Consider the following 15888-nt stretch of genomic DNA (forward strand, 5'->3'; position numbering starts at 1 on the left):
ACGTGGGTGGCTGCTGACGACGAGAAGTACATGGAGTACCTGAAGCGGGTGACGACCGAGCTTCGGCAGACCCGTCGCCAGCTTCGCGAAGCCGAGGGCAGAGACCAGGAGCCCATCGCCATCGTCGCGATGAGCTGCCGCTACCCCGGAGGCGTGCGTACTCCTGAAGACCTGTGGCAGCTCGTCGCCGAAGGGGGAGACGCCGTCTCCGGCTTCCCGGCCGACCGGGGCTGGGACGTCGACGCGGCCTACGATCCGGACCCGGACAAGCCCGGCTCGATCTATGTGCGCGAAGGCGGCTTCCTCCACGACGCGGGATACTTCGACCCGGCGTTCTTCGGGATGAGCCCACGCGAGGCGCTGGCCACCGACCCGCAGCAGCGGCTGCTGCTCGAAGTGGCCTGGGAGGCCATCGAACGCGCGGGCATCGACCCGGCGTCGGTGCGCGGCTCCAACGGCGGAGTGTTCGTCGGCGCCGCCACCTCCGGGTACGGCATCGGCGTCGCCGAGCTCCCCGAAGGCGTACAGGGGCTGCTCCTCGCCGGGAACGCCACCTCCGTGGCCTCCGGCCGGATCGCCTACACCCTCGGACTCGAAGGGCCCGCCGTCACGGTCGACACGGCATGCTCCTCGTCGCTGGTCGCGCTGCACTGGGCGTGCCATGCGCTGCGCCGCGGCGAATGCGATCTGGCGCTGGCCGGCGGCGTCGCCGTGATGTGCACCCCGGCCATGTTCTTCGAGTTCAGCCGGCAGCGCGGCCTGGCCGCCGACGGCCGCTGCAAGCCGTTCTCCGACGACGCGGACGGCACCGGCTGGTCGGAGGGCGCCGGCATGCTGCTCGTCGAGCGGCTCTCCGACGCGCGGAAGAACGGCCATCCGGTGCTGGCCGTCGTCCGGGGCACCGCCATCAACTCCGACGGCGCGTCCAACGGCCTGACCGCCCCCAACGGTCCCTCGCAGCAGCGGGTGATCCGCTCCGCGCTGTCCCGGGCGGGACTCTCCCCGAGCGATGTCGACGCCGTCGACGCCCACGGCACGGGTACCTCGCTGGGTGACCCCATCGAGGCACAGGCGCTGCTCGCCACCTACGGAAAGGACCGCGCGGACCACGGGCCGTTGCGGCTCGGCTCGCTCAAGTCCAACATCGGCCACACCCAGTCGGCGGCCGGCGTCGGCAGCGTCATCAAAATGGTGATGGCGATGCACCACGGGACGCTCCCCAAGTCCCTCCACATCTCCGAGCCGTCCCGCCACATCGAATGGACCGCCGGCGATGTCCAACTACTGACCGAGGCGACGCCCTGGCAGCAGGACGGGCGCCCGCGCCGCGCCGGCGTCTCGTCCTTCGGCATCAGCGGAACCAACGCACACGCCATCCTGGAAGAGGCCCCGAAGACCGAGGACGCCCCGGAATCGGCATCGGTATCGGCGGACGACGGCACGACCCCCCGAACCCTCCCCCTCGTCCCCTGGGCGGTGTCGGCCCGCAGCGCGGCCGCACTGCGCGCACAAGCGGCGCAGCTGCTGGCGCGGGTCAAGCGGGACGAGCGGGACGAGCTGGATCTGACCGATGTCGGATACTCCCTGACCACCACACGAACCGCGTTCGAACACCGCGCCGTGGTGCTCGCGGAGGACCGCACCACGGCCCTGCGCGGACTGGAGGAACTCGCCACCAAGGGCATCGAGGGCACGGGCGCCGCAGTGGTGGGCGGCCGCACGATGCGCGGTGCCACCGCCTTCCTCTTCACGGGGCAGGGTGCCCAACGCGCAGGTATGGGACGGGAGTTGTATGCCACGTTCCCGGCCTTCGCGACGGCGTTCGACGAGACGTGCGCGCTCTTCGACGCCCAGCTGGAACGCCCGCTCCGAGACGTCCTCTTCGGTGGAGATGCCGAGATCGGGGGAGACTCCGGCTTCGGCGAGAACCCTGACTTCGGCAAGGATCCTGACGCCCTCCACCGGACGGCCTTCACTCAGCCCGCGCTCTTCGCCGTCGAAGTGGCGCTCTACCGGCTGATCGAGTCCTGGGGCCTCAAGCCCAAATACCTGGTCGGACACTCCATCGGTGAGTTGGCGGCCGCGCACGTGGCGGGGGTGCTGTCGTTGGAGGACGCCTGCCGGCTGGTCGCTGCCCGCGGCCGTCTGATGCAGGCGCTGCCGGCGGGCGGGGCGATGGTGTCGCTTCAGGCCCCGGAGGTTGAGGTGCTGCCGCTGTTGGAGGGGCTTGAGCAGCGGGTGAGCGTTGCTGCGGTGAACGGTCCGCAGGCGGTGGTGATCTCGGGTGACGAGTCGGCGGTTGCCGAGATAGCGAGCCGTTTCGAGTCCGAGGGGCGGAAGGTGAAGCGGCTGCGGGTGAGCCATGCCTTCCACTCGCCGTTGATGGAGCCGATGCTGGAGGAGTTCCGGGCGGTCGCGGAGAGCGTGTCGTTCGCTGAGCCGCGTATCCCGGTGGTCTCGAACGTCACCGGTGAACTCGCCACGGCGGAGCAGTTGACATCCCCCGACTACTGGGTGCGGCACGTCCGGGAGGCCGTCCGGTTCGCCGATGGCGTGCGGTGGCTCGCCGAGCACGGCGTGACCCGGCTCCTGGAGCTGGGCCCCGGAGGCACGCTGACCGCGATGGCGCAGACCTGCCTCGCGGACACGGCGGACGACGACACCGAGCGGGTTCTCCTCGCCTCCCTGCGGGCAGACCGGACCGAGACCGCGTCCCTGATGTCGGCGGTGGCCGGCGCCTTCGCGTCGGGCGCACCGATCGACTGGGCCGCCTACTTCGCGGGCACCGGGGCACGGCGGGTGGACCTGCCCACCTACGCGTTCCAGCGCGAGCGCTACTGGCTGGAAGCGACGGGCGCCGCACCCGAGCCGCGCGAGCAGTCTGCCGTGGACGGCTGGCGGTATCGGGTGGAGTGGAAGCCGTTGGGGGGACAGCCCGGCGGGGTGCTGGGTGGTCGTTGGCTTGCGGTGGTGGCTGCCGGGGATGCGCATGTCGGGGATGCCCATGCCGAGGCTGTGGTGGAGGGGCTGGCGGCGTGTGGTGTGGCGGTTCAGCGGGTGGAGTGTGTCGCGGGGGAGGTGGACCGGGGGAGGTTGGCCGCGCGTGTGCGTGAGGCCGCTGGCGAGGAGCCGGTTGCCGGTGTGTTGGTGGTGGGTGCGGCGGATGTGGTGCGTACCGCGGTGGTGGTGCAGGCGCTGGGGGATGCCGGGGCCGGTGGGCGTGTGTGGGTGGTGACGCGGGGAGCTGTCGCCATCGGTCCGTCGGATGGTGGGCCGGATCCGGCCGGTGCGGCGGTGTGGGGCCTCGGCCGGGTGGCGGCGCTGGAGCTGCCGGATCGTTGGGGCGGCCTGGTGGATCTTCCGCAGGCCGTGGACGATAGGGCGCTGGACCGGCTGGTGGGGGTGCTTGCGCACGGTGCTGAGGATCAGGTGGCGGTGCGGGCGTCGGGGGTGTTCGGACGGCGGCTGGTGCAGGCTCCGGCTCCCGCTGGGGATGCAGTTGGTGGTTGGCGGCCGCGTGGGACGGTGCTGATCACGGGGGGCACGGGCGCGCTGGGTGCCCGGGTGGCGCGTTGGGCGGCTGAGCGTGGTGCGGAGCATGTGGTCCTGACCAGTCGTCGTGGTCCGGCTGCGCCCGGTGCGTCGGAGCTGGAGGCGGATCTGACCGCCCTCGGTGTTCAGGTGACCGTCGCGGCCTGCGACATCGCCGATCGGAACGCCGTCGAGGAGCTGCTGTCGGGCTGTGCGGTGGACGCCGTCGTCCATGCGGCGGGGGTGGTGGATTCCGTGCCGTTGGGCGATGCGGGTGCGGAGCACTTCGCTGAGGTGATGGGGGCGAAGGTTTCCGGTGCGGTGGTGCTGGACGAGTTGCTGGGTGACCATGCGCTCGACGCCTTTGTGGTGTTCTCGTCGATTGCCGGTGTGTGGGGGAGTGGTGGTCAGGCGGCGTACGCGGCCGGGAACACCTTCGTCGAAGGGTTGGTTCAGGCGCGTCGTGCCCGGGGTGCGGTGGGTTGCGCGGTGGCGTGGGGGCCCTGGGCCGGTGGCGGTATGGCCGGCGTGGAGGGCGCGGAGGAACACCTGCTGCGCCGTGGCCTGAGGGCGCTGGACCCCGACCTTGCTGTCTCGGTTTTGGAGTCGGCGGTGGGTGCGGGTGAGGGCTCGGTGGTGGTGGCCGATGTGGAGTGGGAGCGGTTCGCTCCGGCGTTCACCAGTGCCCGTCCGAGTCCGCTGCTGGAGGGTTTGGCGGAGGTGCGGGCGGCGTTGGCTGCCGACGCCGGCGGGGAGGTTTCCGGTGCCGGGGCGCTGCGGGGTCGGTTGACAGGGCTGTCGGCTGTCGAGCGTGAGCGGGCGCTGCTGGAGCTGGTGCGTACGCACGCCGCAGCGGTCCTCGGCTATCACAACCCGGGATCTCTTGAAGCGCGCTCTGCCTTCCGGGACTTGGGCTTCGACTCGCTGACCGCGGTGGAGCTGCGCGGCCGGCTGAACACGGAAACCGGGCTGCGGCTGCCCGCCACCGCCGTCTTCGACTATCCGACGCCGGTCGAACTGGCGCGCTTCGTGGGCGACGAGCTGTTCGGAACCGGGACGGACATCGTGCCCGGTCTGCCGGTGCCGGCGTCCACCTCGGACGATCCGGTGGTCATCGTCGGGATGAGCTGCCGGCTGCCCGGTGGAGTGGCCAGCCCGGAGGACCTGTGGCGGCTGGTGGCCGGGGCCGAGGACGCGATCTCCGAGCTTCCGGATGACCGTGGCTGGGACCTCGACGCCCTCTATGACCCGACGCCGGGACGACCGGGGAAGAGCTACTCACGCCACGGCGGTTTCGTCAGCGGGGTCGACCAGTTCGATCCGGCGTTCTTCGGGATCAGCCCCCGGGAAGCGGTCGCGATCGACCCGCAGCAGCGACTGCTGCTGGAAACCTCCTGGGAGGCGCTTGAGCGTTCCGGCATCGATCCGCAGGCGTTGCGGGGGAAGCGGGCCGGGGTCTTCGTCGGTTCCAACGGCCAGGACTACCCCGCCCTGCTGCTGAGCACCCCGGAAGGCCAGGACGGCTACCTCGGCACCGGGAACGCGGCCGCTGTGGTGTCGGGCCGGGTGTCGTATGCGCTGGGCCTGGAGGGGCCGGCGGTGACGGTGGACACGGCGTGTTCTTCGTCGCTGGTCGCCCTGCATCTGGCGGTGCAGTCCCTGCGCTCGGGCGAATGCGATCTGGCGCTGGCCGGCGGCGTGACCGTGATGTCGACGCCGGGTGCGTTCATCGAGTTCAGCCAGCAGCGGGGTCTTGCTGCTGATGGCCGGTGCAAGGCGTTCTCGGATGCTGCGGATGGCACCGGTTGGGCCGAGGGCGCTGGTGTCCTGGTGGTGGAGCGGCTGTCGGATGCCCGGCGCAAGGGGCATCGGGTGTTGGCTGTCGTACGTGGTTCCGCTGTGAACCAGGATGGCGCCTCCAATGGTTTGACGGCGCCGAATGGTCCGTCGCAGCAGCGGGTGATCCGGCAGGCGTTGGGGGCGGCTGGTCTGTCCGCGTCGGACGTGGATGTGGTCGAGGCGCACGGGACGGGTACGTCGCTGGGTGACCCGATCGAGGCGCAGGCGCTGCTGGCGACGTACGGTCAAGGCCGGGACGTCGAGCGGCCGTTGTGGCTGGGCTCGGTGAAGTCCAACATCGGGCACACGCAGGCCGCTGCCGGCGCGGCCGGTGTCATCAAGATGGTGCTGGCGTTGCAGCACGGCGTTCTGCCGCAGACCCTGCATGCCGATGAGCCGTCGTCGCATGTGGACTGGTCGGCGGGCAATGTGCGGCTGCTGACCGAGGCCGTGGCGTGGCCGGAGGGGGAGCGGCTGCGTCGGGCCGGGGTGTCGGCGTTCGGAGTGAGTGGCACCAACGCGCATGTGGTGATCGAGCAGCCTCCGGTGGAGGAGAGCACGGAAACCCGGCCGGTTGGCGGCGTGGGCGTGGTGCCGTGGGTGGTGTCGGCGCGGAGCCGGGAGGGGCTGCGGGCCCAGGCGCAGCGGTTGTTGGCGTATGTGGAGGCCCGTCCCGAACTCGGCGCGTCCGAGGTGGGGTTCGCGCTGGCCACGACTCGTTCGGCGTTCGAACACCGAGCCGTCGTCCTCGGCACCGAGCGCGGTGCGCTGGTTGACGGACTCAAGGCGCTGGCCACAGGGGGTGAGGCCGCATCCGTGGTGAGCGCGCCGGCTGTGCCCGAAGCACGACTGGCCCTGCTGTTCACCGGGCAGGGCGCGCAGCGGCTGGGGATGGGCCGGGAGTTGTATGACGCGTTCCCGGTGTTCGCTGATGCCTTTGACGCCGTCTGTGCGCACTTCGACGGCGAGTTGGCTGCTCCGTTGCGGGATGTGGTGTTCGGCGATGAGGCCGAGCTGCTGAACCGGACGGGGTTCACTCAGCCGGCGTTGTTCGCCGTCGAGGTGGCGCTGTTCAGGCTGGTGGAGTCGTTCGGTGTGCGGCCCGACTATCTGGTGGGGCATTCCATTGGTGAGTTGGTGGCCGCGCATGTGGCGGGCGTGCTGTCGCTGGAGGATGCGTGTCGTCTGGTGGCGGCGCGTGGTCGGTTGATGCAGGCGCTGCCGGTAGGCGGGGCGATGGTGGCGTTGCAGGCCACCGAGGACGAGGTGCTGCCGCTGCTGGAGGGCCAGGAACAGCGGGTGAGCATTGCCGCGGTGAACGGTCCGCGGTCGGTCGTGGTCTCCGGCGAGGAGTCCGCGGTGGTGGAGATAGCGAGCCGTTTCGAGTCCGAGGGCCGGAAGGTCAAACGGCTCCAGGTGAGCCACGCTTTCCATTCCCCGCTGATGGAGCCGATGCTCGACGAGTTCCGTGCCGTCGCCGAGAGCCTGACGTTCGAGGAACCCCGTATCCCGGTGGTCTCGAACGTCACTGGCGAACTCGCCACGCCGCAGGAATTGACGTCCGCTGACTACTGGGTGCGGCACGTCCGTGGGGCGGTCCGCTTCGCCGACGGCGTCCGCTGGCTGGCGGACCACGAGGTCACCCGGTTCCTGGAGATCGGCCCGGACGGCACCCTGACCGCCATGGCGCAGGGCTGCCTCGACGCTGACGTGGACACGGACCATGTCCTGATCCCGGCCCTGCGCGGCGACGACCGCGGCGAGATATCCGCCGTACTCTCCGCCGCCGCGCGCGCATTCGCCCACGGCATCACCATCAACTGGCAGACCTTCTTCCCCACACCGACTCCTGCCTCTACCCCGATCACCCCCATCGACCTCCCCACCTACCCCTTCCAACACCAGCGCTACTGGCCCCGGTTCACGGGCCTGCCGGCCGGGGATCTCGGTTCTGCCGGGCTGGTGTCCGCGCAGCACCCCTTGCTGGGCGCTGCGGTATCGCTGGCCGGCAGCGTGGACGGTGCCGACGGCTTCGAAGGCGCCTACGGGTCGGCCGAGGGCGGCGCCGTGGTGTTCACGGGGCGAGTGTCCGTCGCCGCGCAGCCCTGGCTCACCGAGCATGTCGTCTCGGGCTCTGTCCTGCTGCCCGGCACGGCCTTCCTGGAGCTGGCCGTCCGTGCCGGGGACCAGGTCGGCTGCGGGCAGGTGGAGGAACTCACGCTCCAGGCGCCGCTGGTCCTGCCGGAGCGGGGTGCCGTACAGCTCCAGGTGGCCGTCGGAGCCGCGGACGAGACCGGGCGCCGGACAGTGGCCGTCTACTCGCGGCCGCAGGACGCACAGGCCGACCAGCCATGGGTACGTCATGCCGTCGGCGTACTCGCCATCGAAGGTGCTGCGCCCGGTACGGACCTGTCTCAGTGGCCGCCCGCCGGTGCGGAGCCCGTATCCGTCGAGGGGCTGTACGAGGGGCTGACGGCGGCGGGGTTCGGCTATGGGCCGGTCTTCCGTGGTCTGCGTCAGGTGTGGAGCCGTGGTGACGAGCTGTTCGCCTCGGTCGCGCTTCCGGAGAACGCCGTCCCCGAGGCGGCCGGCTTTGGGCTGCACCCTGCGCTGCTGGATTCGGTGCTGCACGCACTCGGACTCGTGGCGTCGGACCGCGCGGACGAGGGCCCGGCGGACCAGGGCCGGGGCCGGCTGCCCTTCTCCTGGTCGGGGGCGACCCTGCACGCGTCCGGAGCGTCGGTGCTGCGTGCCCGGCTGTCCGTGAAGGGGCCCGACTCGGTCGCCCTGGAACTGGCCGACGCCTCGGGCGGACCGGTCGCGACGATCGACTCCCTGGTGCTGCGACCGGTGTCGGCCGACGGGATCGCCCAGGCCACGGCGGGCCTGCAGGACACCACGCTGCACACGATGGACTGGACGCCGCTGCCGGAGCCGTCCGGAGCCGGCGGGCCCACCGCGCCCGCGGTCTCGATTGCGGCGGTTGTGGGCGCGACCGACGGCGCCGACGGCGGGCTCGACGTGTCCGCGATCGGTGCGTCCGTCGTATCCCCGGACCTCGCGTCGCTTTTCCTGGACGAGGGGGTGCCCTCCCACGTCCTGCTTCGGCTGGACGCCCCCGACGGTGAACCGGCCGCCGCCGCGCATGCCGCGACCCATCGGACGCTCGCGTTCCTTCAGGCGTGGCTGGCCGAGGAGCGGTTCGCCGCGGCCCGGCTGGTCGTCGTCACCCAGGGCGCGGTCACCGTGGACGAACGGCGACCGGACCCGGCGCAGGCCGCCGTCTGGGGGCTCGTCCGGGCCGCACGTTCCGAGCACCCGGACCGGTTCACGCTGGTCGACCTGGACGGGGCGAACCAGTCCCTCGCCGCCCTCCCCGCCGCTCTGGCCTCCGACGAGCCCGAACTCGCGGTACGCGCCGGACAGGCATACGTCCCGAGGCTCAGCAGGCACGTGCGGCCGGATGCGCTGCCGCTGCCCGGAGACGGCGGGGCGTGGTGCCTGGACATCGCGGAGAAGGGCACGCTGGAGAACCTCCACCTCGCCGAATCACCTGCGGCGGAAGCCGAGTTGGGGACCGGACAGGTGCGGATCTCGGTACGCGCCGCCGGTCTGAACTTCCGTGATGTGCTCAACGCGCTCGGCATGTATCCGGGTGACGCCGTGGCCCTGGGGATCGAGGGGGCCGGTGTGGTCACCGAGGTCGGTCCGGGAGTGACCGGGTTCTCCCCGGGCGACCGGGTCATGGGGCTCTTCACCCAGTCCTTCGGTCCGCTGGCGGTGGCCGATGCGCGCACCCTCGCCCGGATACCCGAGGGCTGGTCGTTCGCGCAGGCCGCCTCGGTACCCGTCGTGTTCCTGACGGCGTACTACGCGTTGGTGGATCTGGGTGGTCTTCAGGCGGGCGAGTCGGTCCTCGTGCACGCCGCCGCGGGGGGAGTGGGCATGGCCGCCGTGCAGGTGGCGCGCCACCTGGGCGCGGAGGTGTTCGGCACCGCGAGCCGGGGGAAGTGGGAGACCCTTCGGGAGCTGGGGCTGGACGAGGCGCGGATCGCTTCCTCGCGTGATCTGGACTTCGAGGATTCGTTCCTGACGGCGACCGGCGGCCGGGGCATGGATGTGGTCCTGGACTCCCTGGCACGGGAGTTCGTGGACGCCTCGCTGCGGCTGCTGCCGCGCGGCGGGCGGTTCCTGGAGATGGGCAAGACGGATGTCCGTGACGCGCAGGAGGTCGCCGACGCGTACGACGGCGTGCGCTACCGGGCGTTCGATCTCTTCGACGCCGGTCCGGAGCGGATCGGGGAGATGCTGACGGCCCTCGTCGACCTCTTCGAGCAGGGTGTGCTGCGTCCCCTGCCGCTCACCGCGTGGGACGTACGCAAGGCGCCCGAGGCGTTCCGCTTCCTCAGCCAGGCCAAGAACGTCGGCAAGGTCGTGCTGACGATGCCGGTTCCGCTCGATGCGGAGGGAACGGTCCTGGTCACGGGCGGGACAGGTGGCCTGGGCGCGCTGGTGGCGCGGCATCTGGTGGCCGAGCACGGGGTCCGTCATCTGCTGCTGTCCAGTCGCCGGGGACCGCAGGCTCCGGGTGCCGAGGCACTGCGTGACGAACTCGCCGCCCTCGGCGCCGAGGTCACCGTCGCCGCCTGTGACGTGGCGGACCACGAGGCACTGCGCGGGCTGCTCGGCTCCGTACCGCCGCAGCACCCGCTGACCGCCGTTGTGCACACGGCCGGGGTGCTGGACGACGGTGTGCTGTCGTCGCTGACGCCCGAGCGGCTGGACGGTGTGCTCGCGCCGAAGGCGGACGCGGTGAGCAACCTGCACGAGCTGACCCGGGACGCGGACCTGGCCGCGTTCGTCGTCTTCTCCTCGGTCGCCGGCATGCTGGGCGGCTCGGGGCAGGGCAACTACTCGGCGGCGAATGCCTTCCTGGATGCGTTCGCCCAGGCCAGGCAGGGTGCGGGGCTGCCCGCGACCTCGCTTGCCTGGGGCCCGTGGGCTTCCGGCGCGGGGATGACCGGGGGGCTTGCGGAGGCCGATCTGCAGCGGATGGCGCGGGGCGGCATGGTGCCGTTCACGGCCGAGCAGGGCATGGCGGCATTCGATGCCGCGTTCCGTACGGCCGAGGCGGTCTACGCCCCCGTTCAGCTCGACCACGCGGCGCTGCGGGCACCGCACTCCGCGACGCCGGCGCTCCTGCGGGGGCTGGTGACCGGGTCCGCCCGGCGCTCGGCCGCGTCGGCGTCCCCCGCCGATGCGGCGGAGAGCCTGCGTGCCGGGCTGGCCGCGCTGCCGGCCGCCGAGCGGGAGCCGGCGGTGCTGGAACTCGTCCGGGCGCAGGCGGCGCTCGTGCTCGGGCACGCCGGCCCCGAAGCCGTCGAGCCGGCCCGGGACTTCCGTGGCCTGGGCATCGACTCGCTCACCGCCGTCGAGCTGCGCAACCGGCTGGGCGCCGCGACCGGTCTGCGGCTGCCGGCGACGCTCGTCTTCGACTACCCGTCGCCGGTGTCGCTGGCCCGCCATGTGCGCAGCGAACTGTTCGGGGACGACGAGGCTGCCGCCGCCCCGGTGGCCGTGGCCGGCCGGCCGGCGGCCGGTGAGGAGGAACTCGCCGTCGTCGCCATGAGCTGCCGGTTCCCCGGTGGGGCGGGCAGTCCCGAGGAGTTCTGGCGGCTGCTGGCCGACGGCGTGGACGCGCTGTCGCCCCTGCCGGCCGACCGGGGCTGGCAGACCGATGGCGACGCGGCCCGCGTCGAGGGCGGATTCCTCTACGACAGCGGCGACTTCGACGCGGACTTCTTCGGCATCTCGCCGCGGGAGGCGGTCACCATGGACCCGCAGCAGCGGCTGCTGCTGGAAATCTCCTGGGAGGCACTGGAGCGGGCCGGCATCGACCCGGCGGGGCTGCGCGGCAGCCGAACCGGGGTGTTCGCGGGGACGAACTACCAGGGATACGGCTCGGCCGCGCACACGCTGCCCGAGGGCGCCGAGGGGCAGCTGCTCACCGGCCATGCCACCAGCGTGACGTCCGGCCGGGTCTCCTACGCCCTCGGTCTCGAAGGCCCCGCCGTCACCGTCGACACGGCCTGTTCGTCGTCGCTGGTGGCGCTGCATCTGGCCGCCCAGGCCCTGCGGCTGGGTGAGTGCGATCTCGCCTTCGCGGGCGGGGTGACGGTGATGGCCACCCCGGGTGCCTTCGTGGAGTTCGGGCGGCAAGGGGGACTGGCCGGCGACGGGCGGTGCAAGGCGTTCTCCGACGACGCGGACGGCACCGGCTGGGGCGAGGGCGCGGGCATCGTCCTCGTCGAGCGGCTCTCCGACGCGCGGCGCAACGGGCATCCGGTGCTCGCCGTGCTGCGTGGCTCCGCGGTCAACCAGGACGGCGCGTCGAACGGTTTGACCGCCCCGAACGGGCCCTCTCAGCAGCGGGTCATCCAGGCCGCGCTCGCCAACGCCGGACTCGCGGCCCACGAGGTGGACGCCGTCGAGGCACACGGCACCGGGACGTCGCTGGGCGATCCGATCGAGGCGCAGGCACTGCTGGCGACGTACGGTCAAGGCCGGGACGCCGAGCGGCCGTTGTGGCTGGGCTCGGTGAAGTCCAACATCGGACACACCCAGGCCGCCGCCGGCATCGCCGGTGTGATCAAGATGGTGCTGGCGCTCCAGAAGGGCGTCCTGCCCCGCACCCTGCACGTCAGCGAGCCGTCCTCGCACGTCGACTGGTCGGCGGGTGAGGTGCGGCTGCTGACCCGGGCCGTGGAGTGGCCGCGGCGCGAACTGCCGCGCCGGGCCGCCGTGTCCTCGTTCGGGATCAGCGGCACCAACGCGCATGTGGTGCTCGAACAGTACGGGGCGGCCGAGGGCGGGCCGGAGGACGCACCTGTGCTTGACGGCGCCGCGTCCGCCGATGCCGCGCTCGTCGATGCCGCGCGGGCCGGGGACGAGGAAGCCGGCGACGGGCCCGTCGTCTGGCCGCTGTCCGCGCGTTCCGGCGCCGCGCTCCGCGACCAGGCGAAGCGGCTGCGCGCCCACCTCACCGAGCGCCCGGACCTGTCGGTACGCGACGTCGGGTACTCGCTCGCCACCACCCGGGCCGCCTTCGACCACCGGGCGGCGCTGGTCGCCGAGGACCGGGACGCGTTCCTGAAGGGGCTCGCCGCGCTGGCCCGCGGGGAGGACACGGCGGAGCTGGTGCGGGGGCGCGCGGACAGCGGCGGGAAGCTCGCCTTCCTGTTCAGCGGCCAGGGCTCCCAGCGTGCCGGCATGGGACGCGCGCTCCACGAGCGGTTCCCCGCGTATGCCGCGGCCTTCGACGAGATCTGCGCGGAGTTCGACCGCCACCTCGAACGGCCGCTGCGCGACATCGTCTTCGCGGACGAGGACACACCCGAGGCCGCGCTGCTCGACCGCACCGCCTACACCCAGCCCGCGCTGTTCGCCGTGGGAACGGCGCTGCACGCGCTCGTCACGTCGTGGGGTGTCCGGCCCGATGTCCTGATCGGCCACTCCATCGGGGAGCTGACCGCCGCCCATGTGGCCGGCGTGCTGACCCTGGAGGACGCGTGCCGGCTGGTCGCGGCCCGCGGCCGGCTGATGCAGGCACTGCCCGAGGGCGGCGCCATGATCGCCGTACAGGCCGCCGAGGAGGAGGTGCTGCCCCTGCTGGAGGGCCTGGCGGACCGGGCCGGGATCGCCGCGGTGAACGGGCCGTCGGCCGTCGTCGTCTCCGGCGAGCGGGAAGCGGTCACCGAGATCGCCGGGCAACTGGCCGAGCGCGGGCGAAAGACTAGGCGTTTGCGGGTCAGCCATGCGTTTCACTCTCCACTGATGGACACGATGCTGGCGGAGTTCGGGGAGATCGCGCGGGGCGTGCGCTACGCACCGCCGCGCCTGCCCGTCATCTCCGACCTCACCGGGGAACCGGCGGCCGACGCCGACCTGACCTCGCCCGACTACTGGGTGCGGCACGTCCGCGAGGCCGTCCGCTTCTGCGACGGCATCCGCCGGCTGGAGGCCGACGGCGTACGGACCTTCCTGGAACTGGGGCCCGACGGCGCCCTCGCCGCCACGGCATGGGAGAGCCTGCGCGAACCCGGCGAGGAAGCCGCCGCGCTGCCCGTCCTGCGGCGCGACCGGCCCGAGGCGCGCGGCGCCCTGCTGGCCGCGGCACACCTGCACGTGCGCGGACTCGGCGCGGGGCCCGCCGCGCTGTACGGCACGGGCGCACGCCGTGTCGAACTGCCCACCTACGCCTTCCAGCGCCGCCGCTACTGGCTGGAGCCGGCCGGCCCGCAGACCGGAGCCGAGGCGGCGCGGACGGTGGACGACCAGTTCTGGGCCGCCGTGGAGCACGCCGACCCGGGCGAGCTGGCCGAGCGGCTCCACCTGGCCGGTGACGCCCCGCTGAGCGAAGTCCTGCCCGCGCTGTCCTCGTGGCGCGACCAGCAGCGCGAACGCACCGTCGCCGACGGCTGGGAGTACCGGGTCGTCTGGCGGCCGGCCGGCGACGCCCCGACTCCCGTGCTGTCCGGAACCTGGCTGCTCGCCCACCCCGCGGGCCGCGGCGGCCGGGCCTGGGAGGCGGCGATCGCGGCCGGGCTCACGGCCCATGGGGCCGCCGGAGTGGTCCCGTTCGAGGTCGACTGCGGCCGCGCCGACCGCAAGTCGCTCGCCGACCAACTGGGCACGCTGCTGGACGAGTCAGGCCCCGTGGACGGGGTGCTGTCCCTGCTGGGCACAGACGAGGAGCCGCACCGCGGCCAGCCCGCCACCCCCGGCGGACTCGCCGCGACCATGGCCCTCGTCCAGGCCCTCGATGACTTGGGCACCGGCGCGCCGCTGTGGTGCGCGACCACCGGCGCCGTGGCGGTACGGGACCGCGAGGCCGTGCCGTCCCCCGTACAGGCCACGATCTGGGGCTTCGGGCGGGTCGCCGCGCTGGAGCAGCCGCAGAGCTGGGGCGGTCTGGTCGACCTGCCCGCGGAGCCCGACGAGCGGGCCGTGGAGCGGCTGTGCGCGGTTCTGGAGGCCGGGCCGGACGAGGACCAGGTCGCCGTCCGCGACACGGGCGTGTTCGTCCGGCGACTGGTCCGGGCCCAGGCCCCGGGCCCCGCCGGACCCGGCACCGACGAGCCGTGGGCCTGCACCGGAACCGTCCTGGTCACCGGCGGCACCGGCGCGATCGGCGCACACGTGGCCCGCCGGCTCGCCGACCGGGGCGCCGCGCACCTGATCCTGGCGGGGCGGCGCGGCGCGCGGGCCGAGGGCGCGGCCGAGCTGCGCGCCGAACTGACCGCCCGCGGCACCCGGGTGACGCTCGCCGCCTGCGACGTCGCCGACCGTGAGGCGCTGGCGCGGCTGCTGGCCGAGCACCCCGTCGACGCGGTGTTCCACGCCGCGGGCGTGCTCGACGACGGGCTGATCGCCGGGCTCGACGGTGCCCGCCTGGACGCCGTGCTGCGGTCCAAGATGGCGGCCGCGACGCATCTGCACGAGCTGACCGACGGCCTGACGGCGTTCGTGCTGTTCTCGTCCTTCGCCGGCACGGCGGGGGCGACCGGACAGGCCAACTACGCCGCCGCCAACGCCTACTTGGACGCCCTCGCCGAGCACCGGCACGCCCTCGGGCTGCCGGCCACCTCCCTCGCCTGGGGCCCGTGGGCCGGCGCCGGCATGGCGGCCGGCACGGCGGGCGACGAGCAACTGGCCGAACGCCTCACCCGGGGCGGCATGGGCGCCCTCGACCCGCGGCTCGCGGTCGACGCCCTGGAGCGCGCCGTCGCCCGTGGCCACACCGCGCTGACCGTGGCCGATGTGCACTGGGCGCGGTTCGTCCCCGGCTTCGCCTCGGTGCGGCCCAGCGCGCTGTTCTCCGACCTTCCGGAGGCCCGGCGGGCGGCACCGGAGCGCGAGTCCGCGGGCGGCGGCGGGCAGGGCGGTCTCCAGGCGCTGCGCGCCCAACTGGCCGGGCGGAGCGAGCCGGACCAGGAACGCGTCCTCGTCACCCTCGTCCGCACCCATGTCGCCGGCGTCCTCGGGCACGACTCCGTGGACGCGATCGACCCGAAGCGGGCGTTCAGCGAGCTGGGCTTCGACTCGCTCATGGCCGTCGAGCTGCGCAACCGGCTCGGTCTCGCCACCGGCACCCAGCTGCCGGCCACGCTGCTGTTCGACCACCCGACCGCCATGGCCCTCGCCCGCCATCTGCGCACGCGGGTCGCGGCGGGGGACCCGGCCGGGGCACTGCCCGCGCTCGCCGAGCTGGACCGGCTGGAGGACGTGCTCGGCGGGGTGGCGCAGGACGATCCGCAGCGGGCCAGGATCGCCTCCCGGCTGCAGACGCTGCTCGCGCGGTGGAGCGAACGGGAGGCCCCCGAGACGGAGTCGGCGGACGACTCCGGGGTGAGCGACCGGATCAACTCCGCCACCGCGGACGAGATCTTCGACTTCATCGACAACGACCTCGGCATGTCATGACACGCCGGCCGCACGACCCCCGGAACCGCCACGTGG

At 73.0% G+C, this 15888-nt stretch carries 1 protein-coding gene; it reads left to right on the forward strand.

What is annotated here, in order from left to right:
- Positions 1-30 precede the first annotated feature (30 nt).
- Positions 31-15852 (forward strand): type I polyketide synthase, encoded by a 15822-nt coding sequence (locus tag K7396_RS33800; protein WP_152105167.1) that lies wholly within the window; start codon positions 31-33, stop codon positions 15850-15852.
- Positions 15853-15888: the final 36 nt, after the last annotated feature.

This window comes from Streptomyces angustmyceticus, from assembly GCF_019933235.1.
In the GTDB taxonomy this organism is placed as follows: Bacteria; Actinomycetota; Actinomycetes; order Streptomycetales; family Streptomycetaceae; genus Streptomyces; species Streptomyces angustmyceticus.

Excerpts from the sequence above, each read along its gene's own strand:
- K7396_RS33800 (WP_152105167.1), top strand. The coding sequence starts at position 31 with ATGGAGTACCTGAAGCGGGTGACGACCGAGCTTCGGCAGACCCGTCGC.